The 15165-nt window shown below is 59.1% G+C and carries 11 protein-coding genes; 9 read left to right on the top strand and 2 right to left on the bottom strand.

Translation table 11 applies throughout. The annotated features are described in order from the left end of the window. The first annotated feature begins 83 nt into the window (after positions 1–83). The 5 genes from AACZ86_RS14910 (at position 84) to AACZ86_RS14890 (ending at position 5066) form a co-directional block, all read left to right on the top strand. The gene (locus AACZ86_RS14910; RefSeq protein WP_339693884.1) at positions 84–1244 is read left to right on the top strand and encodes an iron-containing alcohol dehydrogenase; all 1161 of its coding nucleotides are present in this window, start codon (positions 84–86) and stop codon (positions 1242–1244) included. Further along, positions 1231–1680 carry a thioesterase family protein gene (locus AACZ86_RS14905; RefSeq protein ID WP_339693881.1) on the top strand — a complete coding sequence of 150 codons (450 nt, stop codon included), beginning with the start codon at positions 1231–1233 and terminating at the stop codon, positions 1678–1680. Before AACZ86_RS14910 ends, AACZ86_RS14905 begins: the two co-directional genes overlap by 14 nt. A gap of 30 nt (positions 1681–1710) precedes the next feature. Beyond that, positions 1711–2853: an acyl-CoA dehydrogenase family protein gene (locus AACZ86_RS14900; RefSeq protein ID WP_339693878.1), complete on the top strand. Its 1143-nt coding sequence runs from the start codon at positions 1711–1713 to the stop codon at positions 2851–2853. A 115-nt stretch (positions 2854–2968) separates the two neighbouring features. Next, a complete protein-coding gene (locus AACZ86_RS14895; RefSeq protein WP_339693875.1) occupies positions 2969–3892 on the top strand; it encodes a DMT family transporter in 924 nt (307 codons plus the stop codon). 7 nt (positions 3893–3899) lie between these two features. Further along, a complete protein-coding gene (locus tag AACZ86_RS14890; protein WP_339693872.1) occupies positions 3900–5066 on the top strand; it encodes a crosslink repair DNA glycosylase YcaQ family protein in 1167 nt (388 codons plus the stop codon). A 14-nt stretch (positions 5067–5080) separates the two neighbouring features. Here the strand turns inward: AACZ86_RS14890 and AACZ86_RS14885 are convergent, their stop codons facing one another. Then, on the bottom strand, positions 5081–5671 hold the full coding sequence (locus AACZ86_RS14885; protein WP_339693869.1) for a hypothetical protein: 591 nt from the start codon (positions 5669–5671) through the stop codon (positions 5081–5083). A gap of 228 nt (positions 5672–5899) precedes the next feature. Between AACZ86_RS14885 and AACZ86_RS14880 the strand changes: the two genes are divergently transcribed. From AACZ86_RS14880 to AACZ86_RS14865, 4 genes are all read left to right on the top strand, one after another. After that, on the top strand, positions 5900–8017 hold the full coding sequence (locus AACZ86_RS14880) for a BamA/TamA family outer membrane protein (RefSeq protein ID WP_339693866.1): 2118 nt from the start codon (positions 5900–5902) through the stop codon (positions 8015–8017). Next, positions 8018–12187, top strand: a complete 4170-nt coding sequence (locus tag AACZ86_RS14875; protein WP_339693863.1) for a translocation/assembly module TamB domain-containing protein — start codon at positions 8018–8020, stop codon at positions 12185–12187. It begins immediately after the preceding gene. A gap of 168 nt (positions 12188–12355) precedes the next feature. Next, entirely contained in the window at positions 12356–13084 is a 729-nt protein-coding gene (locus tag AACZ86_RS14870) for a hypothetical protein (protein WP_339693860.1), read from the top strand. Continuing rightward, complete coding sequence (locus AACZ86_RS14865; protein WP_339693858.1) at positions 13081–14061, top strand: hypothetical protein; 981 nt, start codon at positions 13081–13083, stop codon at positions 14059–14061. The genes AACZ86_RS14870 and AACZ86_RS14865 overlap by 4 nt, the downstream gene beginning before the upstream one ends. A 289-nt stretch (positions 14062–14350) precedes the next feature. On the opposite strand, the gene AACZ86_RS14860 is transcribed toward AACZ86_RS14865, so the two are convergent. Next, on the bottom strand, positions 14351–15165 hold an 815-nt coding region (locus tag AACZ86_RS14860; protein ID WP_339693855.1), incomplete at its 5' end, for a GGDEF domain-containing protein.

The following is a 15165-nucleotide window of genomic DNA, read 5'->3' as shown; positions in this document are numbered from 1 at the left end:
TTTCGTCACCAGGCGAGCAGGGGCCGGAATTTCCGGCCCCTTTTTATTGCGTGGCAGAACCATAGGTGCAAAAGACTTGAGCCATGAAAAACTTTATATTCCAGACCGTCCCCGTGCTCCACTTTGGCGCAGGTTGCCTCGCCCAACTTCCCGGCCAGATCGCCGCCTTGCGGGCATCCAGACCGATGATCGTCACCGACAAGGGCATTGTCGATGCGGGCCTGATCACTCCGGTTGAGCAGACCTTGCGGACTGCCGGTCTCGAGGTCGCGATATTCGACTCCGTGATTGCCGACCCGCCGGAAGCGATTGTCTTGCAAGCCATCGAAGCGGCCAAAATCGCTGGTGCCGATATCGTTATCGGGCTGGGCGGCGGCAGTTCGCTTGATACTGCCAAGGTGGTCGCTGCCCTCGCGGTTGATGGCGCCCAAAAGCTTGCGGATATTTACGGCATCGGTTTGCTGGAACGCAAAGGCCTGCCGACCATATTGATCCCGACCACCTCCGGTACGGGATCGGAAGTCACCGCCATTTCGATCCTGACCACTGGTGAAACCACCAAGGCGGGCATCATCTCGCCGCATCTTGTCGCCGATGTCGCCTTGCTCGATCCGGCCCTGACCCTTGGCCTTCCCGCCAATGTGACCGCCGCGACGGGTATCGATGCGATGGTCCATGCGATTGAATCCTACACCAGCCGCAACGGCAAGAATCCGGTCTCCGATATGCTCGCGATCGAGGCATTGAAACTGCTCACCGCCCATATCGAAACCGCCTGCTCCGACGGGCAGAATATGCAGGCGCGCGAAGCGATGCTGCGCGGTTCGATGCTCGCCGGACAGGCTTTTGCCAACAGTCCGGTCGGCGCGATCCACGCGCTCGCCTATCCGCTCGGCGGCATTTATCATATCCCGCACGGCCTCTCCAACGCGCTGGTCATGCCCTATGTCATGCAGTTCAACCTCGAAGCCGCCGCGCCGCTCTACGCCGAGCTCGCCGATGCGCTCGACCTGCCGCGCGGCAGCGAGAACAGCAGCGAAGCGCGGGCGCAGCAATTGATCGACTATCTTGAGGCGCTGGCGGTCAAGGTCAAGGCACCGCGGAAGCTGCGCGAGATCGGTATCGCACAGGATGCGACGACCGAACTGGCCGAAGCGGCGATGCTGCAAGGCCGCTTGCTGGATAATAATCCCAGAGCGGTGACGCTGGCCGACGCGCAGAGGATCTATGATGCCGCCTGGTAAAGCCGCCAGAGTCGAACCACCGGTCCGCAGCGACTATCGCACCGGCTGCACGATTACCACGCGCTGGAATGACAATGACCCTTATGGCCACGTCAATAATGCGGTCTATTATCTCTGGTTCGACACTGCGGTAAACCGCTATCTGATCGAGCAGGGCGCGCTCGACATTACCGAGGGTGACACTATCGGTCTGGTCGTCAACACCGGCTGCGACTATTTCGCCCCCATCGCTTTTCCCGACGATGTGACCGCCCGTATCCGGGTCGACCGGCTGGGCAACAGCAGCGTCACTTATGGCGTCGGCTTGTTCCGCGGGGACGAGGACGTCGCTTCGGCCGCGGGCAGTTTTACCCATGTCTATGTCGACCGCGCTACAAGGCGACCGGTTTCTCTACCATCCCCCTTGCGCTTGGCGCTGGAAGCGATAGAAGTTTAACCAGACGATTAAATCGCTGGAGAGACACAGATGCTACGCCCCTTTGACAATGACGAGCGCCGACAATTCCGCGAAACCTGCCGCCGCTTTGCCGAGACCGAATTGCAGCCTTTTGCCAATGAGTGGGACGAAGCGGGCGAAATCCCCTGGGAGGTTCACGAAAAAGCCGGCGCGCTCGGCGTCTGGGGTTTTGGCGTTGACGAAAAATATGGCGGGCTCGGCATGGACGATATTTTCATGCGCGCTGCCTGGGGTGAGGAAGCGGCACGGGCGCATAATGGTGGCACGCTGGCGGCGCTCGGCGGCCGTTCGATCTCGATCGGCCCGATCCACAAGCTGGCGTCGCAGGATATCAAGGACCGCATCCTGAAGGATATCGTGCTTGGCAAAAAGGGCTCCAGCCTTGGCATCACCGAACCCGGCGGCGGGTCGGACGTCGCCAATATGCAGACCACCGCAAGGCAGGACGGCAATCACTGGGTGATCAACGGGGCCAAGACCTTCATCACCGGCGGCATGACCGCCGACCATTATGTCATCGGCGCGCGCACTGGCGGCGAAGGCCTGAACGGCATTACGCTGTTTCTGGTCGACGCCGACGCCGAGGGCTTCTCCCGCACCGCGCTCGACAAGAAAATGGGCTGGTGGGCTTCGGATCAGGCCTCGCTCTATTTCGACGAAGTGCGCGTCCCGGCGGAGAATATGCTCGGCGAGGAAGGGCGTGGCTTCATCCAGATCATGCATAATTTCAACCACGAGCGGCTAGGGATGGTTGCCCAGTCTCTCGGCATGATGCGGGTCTTGCTCGAATATTCGATCGACTATGCGCAGCAGCGCGAAACCTTCGGCAAGCGGATGATCAAGCATCAGGTGATCCGCCACAAGATCGCCGACATGTCGGCGCGGGTTGACCGGCTCGACGGCTGGCTCAACCAGATTTGCTGGCTCGCCGATCAGGGTGAAATGCCGGTTGCGCAAATCTGCAAAGCCAAGTTCAGCGCAACCAAGGATCTCGAGTTCTGCGCCAGCGAAGCAATGCAGATTCTCGGCGGCGCCGGCTATTTGCGCGGCAATCCGGTCGAGCGTTTCTACCGCGAGGTCAAGGTCATGGCGATCGGCGGCGGCTCTGAAGAAATCATGCGCGATCTCGCGGTCCGGCAAATGGGCCTCTGATCCCGCTTGCCATTTTCGATGATCCGGCGATAAGCATCGCGTCTTGAAATTCCGTTCGTGCTGAGCTTGTCGAAGCACTGCGTCCGGCAACAGCATCAGGCTGATGGAATGAAATATGCCCGATCTAATAGCAGCCGATAGCCAGCCAGAAAATGGTCCGATCCTGCTGCCGGCGGGTTCGGTGCTTTTCGGCCTGCTGACATTCGCGATGATGGACGTGGCGATGAAAAGCCTGTCAATAGAGCTGGGCGCCTATAACGCGATCCTCTGGCGGGTGCTGCTCGCGTTCGTGATCGTCTCGGTGGTCTTCTTTGCCCGTCGCCCGAGAATGCCCGGCAAGGCCGCCCGCAAGGTTCATCTGCAGCGCGGCATCATCATCGTATTCATGTCCTATCTATTCTTCTGGGGCCTGGCGCGGGTGCCGCTGGCCGAAGCCATCGCGCTGTCGTTCATTGCACCGATTATCGCGCTCTATCTCGCGGCGGTATTCCTCGGCGAGACCATCCACCGCAACGCCATCTACGCCTCGGCTCTCGGCTTTGCCGGGGTGCTGGTGATCGCGTGGGGCAGGGCGAGCGGTACGTTTGAAAAAGAGGCGCTGCTCGGTATCGGCGCGATACTTGTGTCGGCGGTACTCTATGCCGGCAATCTGGTGATCCAGCGGCAGCAGGCGCTGCTCGCCGGTCCGATCGAGATCAGCTTCGCGCAAAATCTCGTCGTCGGCGCGTCCTTCCTGCTGCTCGCACCGTTTTTTGCGGTTGTTCCGGACATGCAGTCGCTGCCCTATATCGGTGCCGCTGCCCTGTTGTCGATCATCTCGGCGGTGTTCATCGCCTGGGGCTACGCGCGGGCCGAAGCGCAGAATCTGATCAATCTCGAATATAGCGCTTTCATCTGGGCCGCGATCTTCGGCTGGCTGTTCTTCCGCGAACCGATCACGCTGACCACCGTTTCCGGCGCGGCGATGATCGTCATCGGTTGCATATTGGCCACCCGGCGCGACCGGAAAGTCGCGCATATCGAATCCACCGCGGTCTGATCGCGTGGTGCTGCGGATCGACAACCGGAAGGCGCGCTGGCTGTGGTTGCAGGCGCAGGGGCTGGCGGAGACGCCGACCGGGCCGCTGGACCTGCCGGAGATGATCCGCCGCCTCGGCTATGTCCAGCTCGACACCATCCAGAATGTCACCCGCGCTCATCATCACATATTGTGGAGCCGCAACCAGAATTACCGCGAACCGATGCTCGACAAGATGCTGGGCGAGGACAGGGCGGTGTTCGAGCATTTTACCCACGACGCCTCGGTCCTGCCGATAGAATTTTACCCGATGTGGCAACGCCAGTTCCGGCGGCTGGGCGACAAGGTCGCGCGCTATTCCTCTTTCAAAAAAGCGACGCGGGAAATTGGCGGCGAGGAGATAAAGGCGCGGATCGCGGCGGAAGGGCCGCTGTCGACACAGGCCTTTGATACCAAGGTCAAGGGCAAGAAGCAGATGTGGGACCGTCCGCCGCACAAGAGGGTGATGGACCAGCTCTGGTATGCCGGCGAACTGGCCACCTCCCACCGGCTCAATTTCACCAAATATTACGACCTCAGCGAGCGGGTAATTTCCTCGCATCATCGTGAACCAATCCATGACGACGAGGGTCAGATCGACTGGCTCTGCCGCAACGCGCTCGACCGGCTGACCTTCGGTTCGTTAGGCGAGATCCAGCGCTTCTGGGATGCGGTCGATGCAAAGGAAACCCGCATCTGGGCGCAATCCGCAAGGGACACGGTTGCGGTCGAGTTTGAGAATCACGAAGGGCAGTGGATCAAGGCGCTCGCTCCATCCGATATCGAGCAACGACTGTCTGACGCGCCCGAGCCAAGCGCGCGGCTGCGCATCATCAACCCCTTTGACCCGGCCGTGCGCGACCGGAACCGGTTGTTGGCGCTGTTCGGCTTTCACTATCGCAACGAGATGTTCGTGCCCGCAGCGCAGCGTCTATGGGGCTATTATGTTTACCCGATACTGGAGCGGGACCGCTTTGTCGGCAGGATTGAAATCAAGGCCGACCGCACGGCAGGCCATTTGCGGGTGACGCAATTCTGGCCGGAACCGGGAGCGCGCTGGTCAGCTGGTCGGAAAGCGAAGCTGGACGCTGAGCTGACGCGGCTGGCGCGACTGATCGGAGTCAGTGATGTGCTTTGGGAATGTGACCAGGGTTGAACGCAGCTAAGGCGCTATTTGACAACGCCGCGAAAGCGCAGTTCACCGGAAGCGCCGGGCGCAATGGGTGAAGCTAGAACCCAGCGGATATGCGTGACATCGGATGCGACTGCCGGACGTGTGGTCTGCACGGGGGCAGCCGTTTCTTCAGCTCCTTCTTCTGCGGCAGCAGTCACCATTTCCGTTACGCTGAGCTCGGACAATTTGCCGAAATTCGTGCCACCATCGACGGATACCAGAGCCCAGTCCTCGACAACTTCGATCAAGGCCACGGCGGAATGGACCGGGTTGTTGACGACGAATCCGGTCACTGCACTGTCGCCGGTGTTGCGATAGGTGTTGATGAACAGCAATTTGTCGCCAGGAATGACTTTAACGGTCGCTGGATCAACCAGCTTGGTCGCTGTTTTGCCGGATTCCGATGCATCGATCCGTTCGACCATTATCTTGCTGTCAATTTTGACATCGGCCCGCGGGTCGGTTGCAGCGGACTGGAGGGCGACCGAAAGCGGCGTTGCATTTGCCGCCTGAGATGCCGTCAATCCGGCCATTAATACACCGGTGACCATGGCGGCTTCGATCAAAATCTTACGCATATTCGACATTTTCAGCGATCCTGTTGAACAATGGCTGACCGGCCAGAAGCGACCAGTCTCTGTTAACCTGAAAATATGGGGTATCTTGGTTAATGAAAGATTAAAATGGGCTATGAAATTGGCAGCCGGATGGTGGCTTTACGGAATATCCCGCAAAAAGAAACGCTTGTCGGAAAGGGAACCTTATTCATTCTTATTCATTGGCTTCGCGATTCATCACCAGCTAAAGAGTTTGCAATGGGTCTGATCGCTTTTCGTAGCTGCCTCGGCATGCTGGTTATCTTGGCTATGGGTTCTCCCATCCGGCCAGTCTATGCACAATCGGACGACCAGTCGATCGCTGTCCTGCCAGATCAGCCGGACATTGAGGAGCCGCTCGACCCGGATCAGGCACTGACCGAATTCCCGGACTTCGGGGTCGAATGGCCCGATCTCGATCAGGTAGCGGACCCGGTTTTCGACGAGATCGATCAGGAAGCCCAAGAGGAAATCGTACAGGAAGGCGCAACAGACCTGTCGGCGACGGATGCGGACGATGATCCGGAGCAGCCCGCAAGCGATGAACTTCTGGCCGACGATTTGCGGCAGAACGAATTCCGGCCGACCGATGCGCTGGCAGAAACTGCCTATCGGGTCAGCTTCAAAGGCCTGCCCGAGACGATCGGCGAAGCCTTTGCTACCCGCTTCGACGCCTTGTCGGTTCTGGAACAATATCAGGACGACGATGCCAATTTCGCCCAGATAAGACGGCGCGCGCAAAGCGACGAAGAGCTTGTCGAAAGGCTGATGCGGATCGAAGGCTATTATGATGCCGTGGTCCAGACCCGGTTCGAGGCTGATGGTGCGGAGCGGTTGACCGTGGTGATCAACGTACAGCCGGGCCCGCAATATGAACTGGACGCTATCGCCTTGCCCGGGTTCGAAACAGCGGTCACGCCTGATCCCGAGACATTCCGGGAAAGCTTCGGGTTGCAGCCGGGCGATGTCATCAACAGTGACCGGATCATGGACGCCAAGGGCCGGCTCAATCTTGCCATGGCGGAAAATGGCTATCCGTTCGCGAAGACTGGCGAGCCGGAGCTGGAAATAGACCATGCCGAACGGCTTGGTGATCTTGCCGTGACGGTCGTCCCTGGTGGCAAATATAATTTCGGGTCCATCGTGCTGGCGCCGACCGATCTGTTCGATGCCGATCATGTGCAGATGATTGCCCGTTTCGATCCCGGCGATATTTATCAGGCGTCGGATCTCGAGGACTTGCGCAGAGCATTGATCGCGACCGGGCTGATTTCGACGCTCACTATCGACCCGATGGAGTCAGAAGATCCGGCCGCAGTGGATATCGCCGTTGCCCTGACCCCGGCCCCGCTGCGGACCATTGCCGGCGAAATCGGTTATGACACCGGCGAAGGAATCCGCTCGGAAGTCAGCTGGGAGCACCGGAATCTCTTTCCGCCGGAAGGGCTGATCCGGGTGACCGGCGTGCTGGCGACGCAGGAGCAATCGGGAAGCATCGCCTATCGCCGCAACAATTTCCGGCGGCGTGACAATATATTGAACGGACTCACCGCGTTGAGTTTTGTCGATAGCGCAGCCTATGATGCCAAGACATTTTCCGTCGCCGCGAATATCGAGCGGCAGAGCAATCTCATCTATCAGAAACGCTGGAGCTGGTCGGCGGGTCTCGAACTGCTGGCGTCGCGGGAAACGGATGTCACCGGAGTTACGGCTGCGAGCGGCGCGGAAACCTATTTTATCGGTTCGTTACCGGGACTGGTCACTTTCGACGCTAGTGACGACCTGCTCGATCCGACCCGCGGCTTCCGCTTAAGTGCCCGTGTTGCTCCCGAAGCATCGCTTCAGGGCGGCAGCTTTTTCTACGTTCGTAGCCAGGTTGATGGCAGCGCCTATTTCCCGGTCTCGGATAAAATTGTGCTGGCCGGACGCGCGCGTGTGGGAACGATTACCGGTGCCGGTACCAACCGCATCGCACCGTCCCGCCGGCTCTATTCTGGCGGCGGTGGTTCGGTGCGCGGTTACAGCTATCAAACGGTCGGACCGCTCGATGCCAATGATGATCCAATCGGCGGTCGTTCGCTGGTCGAATTTTCGCTCGAGGCACGCGTCCGGACCGGCTTGTTCGGGGGTAATTTTGGCGTCGTGCCGTTCATCGACGCGGGCAATGTCTACTCCAGCAGCACCCCGGGTTTGTCCGGCATGCAATATGGTGCCGGTCTCGGCATCCGCTATTATAGCGACTTTGGCCCAATCCGGATCGATGTCGGCACCCCGATAAATCCGCGAGCGGGTGACTCCCGGATCGCGGTCTATGTTTCGCTCGGACAGGCGTTCTAGATGACCGAAGGAGCCGCAAAACCCCGATCCGGACTGATGACATGGCGCTGGCCGATGCGCAGTCTTTTGGCATTGGGGGTGCTGGTGATCGCCGGTTTGATCGGCGCGGCGCTGTGGCTGGATAGCGATTCCGGACATCGCTATATCATCGATCAGGTCGAAGCGCTGGAACCCGACAGCGGTCTGCGCATCGGGATCGCGGATATTGACGGATCCATCTATGGTGAAGCGCTGGTGCAGGGGCTTGAACTGAGCGACCCGGAGGGGCGGTTTTTTTCCGCCGGAGCGGTCGCGGTCGACTGGAACCCGCTGGCGTGGATATTCAACGAGCTGAATATCTCGGCCGCGGTCATCTCAAAGGCCCGGCTCGACCGCTTGCCGACATTGATCGACAGCGGCGAAGACCAGCCGCTGCTCCCGGACTTTGACATTTATGTCGGCGCCTTTCGCGTCGACAATCTGGCGCTCGGGGAAGCTGTAGCGGGGTCGGAACAATATGCCGATCTGTCCGGTTCAGCCGATATCCGGGCGGGTCGCGCGATGGTGCATCTGGATGCTGCAACCACGCGCAGCGGTGACAAATTGCTGCTCGCCCTGAATGTCGAACCGGATCGCGAAAAGCTCGATATCGATGCGGAAGTCATCGCTCCGGCAGGCGGCGTGCTGGCGGCTATGCTCGGGCGGGATCAGGATCTGGTTGTCACCCTGAAAGGCGACGGTAGCTGGCAGAAATGGAATGGCGAGCTCAACGCGCTCGGCAATGGCGAACCGCTGGCGCAGCTCGCGCTCGAGGCGAAGGACGGCCTGTTTGCCTATGACGGCACCCTGACTGCCGCGCTAATGCCCGAAGGCATCGCCCAGAAAATGGCGTCGCCCGATCTCGCGATCAAGGGCAGCGCAAGTCTCGCGGACCGTCTCGTGACGCTGGATCTCGATGCCCGTTCGGCCGCTCTGTCCTTTACCGCAAAGGGCGGGATCGATCTCGGACGCAACAGTCTCGACGCGATGCGGCTGGAGACAAGGCTGCTCGATCCGTCCGCGCTGGCGGCCAATATGAAGGCGCAGGATTTCGAGCTGAAGGCGTTGCTGAACGGCAAATTTCCCGAACTGCGCTATCAATATCTGCTGACCGCGCCGCAACTCGCGCTGGGCAAGACCCTGTTGACCAATGTGCGCGGCGAGGGCGAGGGACAGCGCGATGCGACCGGCTGGGACATTCCGGTCGAGCTGTCTGTCGGGACGGTGATCGGCAATGGCGAATTGCTCAAACAATTGCTCTCCGGTTTCAGCGCGACCGCATTGCTGCGTTACGAACAGGATCTGCTGTTCGCCGAGCGCGCCCGCGTCGCGACCAATGTTGCAAAAGGGACACTGGATCTCGAACTGCGTCCCTCGACCGGTGATTTTGCTGTCAATATCGATGCCAATGCGCCCGGCTTTGCGGTGCAGGGCGTCGGGGTGGCCGATATCATCGCCCGGATCAATCTGGGCCCCGCGCCGTCGGGCCTGGCGGTTGACGGCGAGGTCAATGCCAAGCTGCGGCGCTTCGATATTGCTTTCCTTCGCGAACTGGCGGGTGGTCTGCCGGAACTGCAAACCGGGCTTGCCCTTGGTCCGGACGGACTTCTGCGATTTTCCGATCTGGCGGTAAAGGCTCCCAAAATCTCTTTCCGGGGTTCGGGCAAGCAGACCGGCGCGGCGACCTTTGCCTTCCAGGGCTCCGGCAGACAGGACAGCTATGGCCGCTTCGATCTGAAACTTGACGGACCGCTCGACCGGCCGAAGATCGCCTTGCTGCTCGACAGCCCGCTGCCTGCAGCCGGTCTGTCGGCGGTCAGCCTGAAGCTTGATCCGGTGAAGGCCGGATTTGCCTATGTCGCCGCCGGGGGCTCCACGCTCGGTCCGTTCACCAGCAACGGCACGATCCTGACCGTAGCGGGTCAGGATACCGCGGTACGGGTTGATCGCTTGCTGGTGTCCGAAACGCTGGCGACCGGCACGATCCGGTCCACCGCCCGGGGCCTTGCCGGAACGCTCGCTGTCAGCGGCGGTGGCGTGAACGGCGATGTGCTGTTCCGCCCCGGCGACGGACGGCAGTTGATCCGCGCCAATCTCAAGGCAGAAAATGCCCGGTTCGATGGCAACCCGCCGATCTTCATTCGCACCGCCGTGCTGGACGCCGATATTGTCCTGATCGACGGCAAGTCGAATATCGACGCGACCTTGCGCGCGCAGGGGATCAGCCGTGGCGAACTGATCGTCGGCCGCATCGCTGCCAATGCAAAGCTGACCGACGGCTTCGGCACGGCAACCTTCACCATCGCCGGGACACGGGGCAGCACGTTCGAATTCCAGGCAAAAGCCGATATTACGCCGGATCGCTATCAGATCACCGGCAACGGCAGGTTTGAAGGACGCAGCCTTCGTCTGACGCAGAAACTCGAACTCCGGCGGTCCGGCGACGGCTGGACGATTTCTCCGACGACCATCAACTATGGTAGCGGCAGCGCCCGTATGTCCGGACGATGGGGCAGCGGAAGTTCGAATCTGGTGATGGCGCTGACAAAAATGCCGCTGTCGCTGGTCGATATCGGCGTTCCCGATCTCGGGCTGGGCGGGACCGTCAACGGCACCGTCAAACTCAACCAGTCGGGTTCGCAAGTGCCGGTTGGCGAAGCCAAGCTGACGATCAAGGGGCTGACCCGATCGGGCCTGATATTGACCTCCGAACCGGTCGATCTCGGCCTGAATATCGCGGTCACCCAGCGCAATGCGGCGGCGCGTGGGATCATCAAGTCCCCGGCTGGAAAAACCATCGGACGGTTCCAGGGACGGGTGACCGGTCTGGGTGGCGGCAATTGGCAGAACGAACTGCTGAACAAGCCGCTGTTCGCCCAGGCCCGTTTCAGCGGCGGTGCGGAAAGTATCTGGCGGCTGACCGGTGTCGAGACCTTTGATCTGACCGGGCCGGTTGCGGCCAGCGCCGATGTCAGCGGCAGCCTTGCCAATCCGCAGATCAAGGGTCTGGTCCGGACCAGCAATGCCCGTCTGGAGAGCCCGCTGACCGGCACGGTCATTTCCAATATCAAGACGGTCGGCCGGTTTGACGGCTCCCGGCTGGTGCTGCCCAAATTGACCGGCACTACCGCCGGTGGCGGAACGGTCAGCGGCAGCGGCAGTTTCGATTTTGCCGTTGCGCCCGGTGAGGGCATCGGCATCGTGATGGACGTCAATGCCCAGCAGGCGGCGCTGATCGCCCGGGACGATTTCGCCGCAACCGTGACCGGACCGATCAAGATACGCAGCTCCGTCGACGGCGGTCTGATCTCCGGTGACGTAACCCTCAACCGCAGCTATTTCCGCTTCGGTCTGGCCAGTGCAACCGCCAATCTGCCGGATATCAAGACCCGCGAGTTCAATCGCCGTGCCGATGAGCGGCCGCCGCTAATCCGCAGTCGTCCCTGGCGTTTCGCGCTCACGGCGGATGTTCCCAACCGGCTGCGGGTCGAGGGCCTGGGACTGGACAGCGAATGGAATGCCAATCTCAAGATAACCGGACCGGTCGATAATTTCGCCATGGTCGGTACCGCCAATCTGGTTCAGGGCAATTATACCTTTGCCGGCCGGCGCTTCCGGCTCGAGCGGGGACGGATCCGCTTCGTCGGCAACCAGCCGGTCAATCCGATATTGGATATCGAGGCGGAGGCCAATCTGACCGGTCTGAACGCAACGATCAACGTGACCGGCACCGGCAACCAGCCCGAAATTGCTTTTACCAGCGTCCCGGCTCTGCCCGAAGACGAGTTGCTGTCGCGGGTCCTGTTCGGTGCATCAATCTCCGATCTGTCTGCCCCCGAGGCGGTCCAGCTGGCCGCCGCGGTAGCATCGCTAAACAGCGGCGGCGGGCTTGATCCGATCAACCAGTTGCGCAAGGCGGTCGGGCTGGATCGCCTGCGGATATTGCCGTCCGATACCACCACCGGTGCGGGCACCTCGATTGCCGCGGGCAAATATATTACCCGCCGCGCCTATGTCGAGCTGATCACCGACGGCAAAGGCTATAGCGCGACCAGCCTCGAATTCCAGATCACCCGCTGGCTATCTATCCTGTCGAGCATCTCGACGCTGGGCCGGCAAAGCGCAAACGTGCGGGTTAGCAAGGATTACTGAGGACTCCGGCTGAGGGCGGACAAGGGCGATCGCGGATGTAGCAGCTGTCAATCTGCTTTCACCTCAATTGCGGACGTTTAGCCATTTTCCTTGTAAACCTGATTGCTAACCTTATGAAAACACGCCAGAACGCACGCAACGGGAGTAATCAGGATGAGGCCAAAGCTGATGCGCAGAATATACTGTCCGATGATGGCGTGCAGTTCCGCCCTCGCGGCGATAGCCCTCGCCCAAGCGACTCCCGCCCTTGCTACCGAAGCGCCGGACATCTCCATTTGCGACGACCTGCCGAGTGATCCGGATATCACAACAGACCGCGTAGAACCCGTCGCCCTGCCAGCCGACTGGCAGGGCATTGCCACATCTTCGCGCAACTGGATCGCGATATGGACCGAGCACAGCAGGACCTATTGCGTGGAAACCGCGTGGATGTTCGAGGCCACCAATCTCGAGCGATTTGGCGAGCGTTTCCTCGGCTTCGACTGGATCGGTCTTGAGGCCTTCGGCTATGTACTGATCGACCGGGCCCGCCAGGGTCGCGAGATCGATACAGGCTCCAGACCGCTTTTTTCGCCCGACGGCAGCAAATTTGCGACGTTACAACGGTCCGATGCAAATTATGGCGGTTTTGAAGGCTTTGCGATCTGGCAAACCCACGGAAACATGCTCGAGCCCTATATTGTCAATGCCGGGCCGCCGCTCTATCCGATGTACGATTGGCGGATAGACCGCTGGGAAGGGGAGCATTGCCTCCATATTTCAGCGGTCCCCTATGACCGTTTTCAAGGCAAGTGGGAAATCCTTCCAGGTGTCACACGAGACCACTATGTGTCCAGCGCTTCCAATGACTGGCGTATCCTGGAAGGAGCGAAATGTGAAATGGGGAATCGACCTTGAACGCTTCGCTGACGTTTCGCAGCTGGTTCATCGCCACTGCCGCCGCCGCAGCGCTATCCGCCGTCGCAGTGTCGGCTAGCGAACCTGCGGCGCTTGACTGGGAAACTGCCATAGCCGGCTTCGCCGAAGGCGAGCAGAGGACTCCGATGGTCTTCAACATGAAGGACGCAGCGCGGTGCAGCGGTCGTTGGATGGTCCACGCGGGTGCGTTGCGTTACGGCATCTTCCCGGAACCCGCTGCGGATGCCTTCATAGAGCAGTTGCAGCTCCCCGCCGCTATGAATGCGGTCGATTTTTTCATCACGGAGGATCGCGACCATCCCGCCTCTCGCGATGGTGCCGACGAGGCCGATCGCCTGCTGGGGCTGGCATTGGCGGGCGATGCGGCGGCAGCGCGGACCTATTTCGACAATCTCGGCCTGTGTTCGACCCGGCCTGAAATGGTGCAAGATGTGACCGCCATGGCGGTAGATGCGGCAGCGACGCCCCAACAGCAGACAGACGCATCGCCAGTCGAGCTTCCATCAGACGATTTCGACGAGCCCGTAAATCAGCAAAGGCTCGCCTTTGTCGAAATATTTGCGGGCCGATTGCGCGACAGCGCGCCAGTGGCCGACCTGCTGAAACCGCAGATTTCCTTCGTCTATTCGGTCGAAAGCGAGTGCTCAGCCGTCACGACCGGGCATGTTGACCTGCTGCCCGCCAGCGATGTCGACACCGGGTTTCCATTTGAAGCCACGTACAATTGGGAAAACCCGGATTGCACAGTGCCGCCTGAGCTCGATTCAATTGAAGCATTCAATCTGAAGGCAATAATGTCCCGCTGGAATATGATAAAAATCCAGGTCGAGGACCATAATTTTGATGTTTTCTACTTCAAGGATGAAAGGAGGGAAGATTATCTCCTGATCAGCATCGAGCCTCATGGCGATACCTATGCAGTCTCGCAGATCGAATATCGTTTGGAAATGTTCTGAGAGCCGAAATGAGCGAACATTGATCGCCAATAGGCCTGTCGAACACACGCGCATGTCCGCGACCGGGGCCGCGAGCTAAACATCTGCTTTCTTTGTGACGCAGGCCAATAGCAGCCGGATTGCTTCCTACCCAGTTTCGGTCATTCGAACCAAATGGACGGAACACCAAAACGGACGTTCCGGAAATGCCGCAGTTTCTGTCGTCTAGCGCGAAGTTTCTATCTCCTGAATTCCGCCATTTGATCGGATGGAATATAAAGGACAATGTCGCTGTCTTCAGGCCTAAACATCAATGAACAAACTCAGATTGATCAATAACGACTTGGTTTCGACCATTTTGCTTGGCCGAGTATAAAGCGGCGTCTGCTCTTCGGAGCATAAGACGTGAATTGCCATCGCCCGCTAGCGAAGCAATCCCAGCAGAAAAACTTATAGATCCGATTCTTTCATTCGTTTCGCGATTCATAAAATTATGTTCAGCAAGTTCAGATCTTGCATTGTCTATTATTTCGAAAACTTGGCGCGAGGTTTTATCAAGAAATAGTATAACAAACTCTTCTCCGCCGTGCCGCGCCAAATGGCATTTATTGTCAGACATAGCGTCAAGACATTTTGCCACCCGCTGAAGAACCCTGTCGCCTGCCTCGTGACCATGGTTGTCGTTTATCAGTTTGAAGTTGTCGATGTCGATGAATGCGACCGTCAGGGGTTCAAATGCTTCTTTCGATCGTAGAAGCGCATTTTTCAGATAATCTTCAAATGCCCAGCGATTGGGTAGTCCGGTTAGTTGATCTGTCTCCGCTTGTTGCGTTACTTCATTTAGTTTCTTCCGCATTTCGGCAATTTGAGTTTCCGCTTCCTTCAACTGCCGCTCAGCTTCTTGTGATTTTTCGACGATTGTATTCGTCAGATTGATCAAAGTTTTCAACTGATTCTGACCTGCTTGCGTACTATCAATTTTCCCGACTTCTTGTTCCATTGCATGGCTATAATCGCGATTTTCGTTTCGATTGTTAGAGATTATTTTGTGCCCGTTCCGCAAGACGCGTTTCCCGCTGGAAATCAGTTCGGATAATTCTGAAGTACTCCAGACATCGAGATAAG

This window comes from uncultured Parasphingorhabdus sp., from assembly GCF_963975735.1.
In the GTDB taxonomy this organism is placed as follows: domain Bacteria; phylum Pseudomonadota; class Alphaproteobacteria; order Sphingomonadales; family Sphingomonadaceae; genus Parasphingorhabdus.
This window is presented reverse-complemented; position numbering and strand designations above follow the sequence as displayed.

Coding starts and splice junctions, on each gene's coding strand:
- AACZ86_RS14910 (WP_339693884.1), top strand. CDS start 84: ATGAAAAACTTTATATTCCAGACCGTCCCCGTGCTCCACTTTGGCGCA.
- AACZ86_RS14905 (WP_339693881.1), top strand. CDS start 1,231: ATGCCGCCTGGTAAAGCCGCCAGAGTCGAACCACCGGTCCGCAGCGAC.
- AACZ86_RS14900 (WP_339693878.1), top strand. CDS start 1,711: ATGCTACGCCCCTTTGACAATGACGAGCGCCGACAATTCCGCGAAACC.
- AACZ86_RS14895 (WP_339693875.1), top strand. CDS start 2,969: ATGCCCGATCTAATAGCAGCCGATAGCCAGCCAGAAAATGGTCCGATC.
- AACZ86_RS14885 (WP_339693869.1), bottom strand. CDS start 5,671: ATGTCGAATATGCGTAAGATTTTGATCGAAGCCGCCATGGTCACCGGT.
- AACZ86_RS14880 (WP_339693866.1), top strand. CDS start 5,900: ATGGGTCTGATCGCTTTTCGTAGCTGCCTCGGCATGCTGGTTATCTTG.
- AACZ86_RS14875 (WP_339693863.1), top strand. CDS start 8,018: ATGACCGAAGGAGCCGCAAAACCCCGATCCGGACTGATGACATGGCGC.
- AACZ86_RS14870 (WP_339693860.1), top strand. CDS start 12,356: ATGCGCAGAATATACTGTCCGATGATGGCGTGCAGTTCCGCCCTCGCG.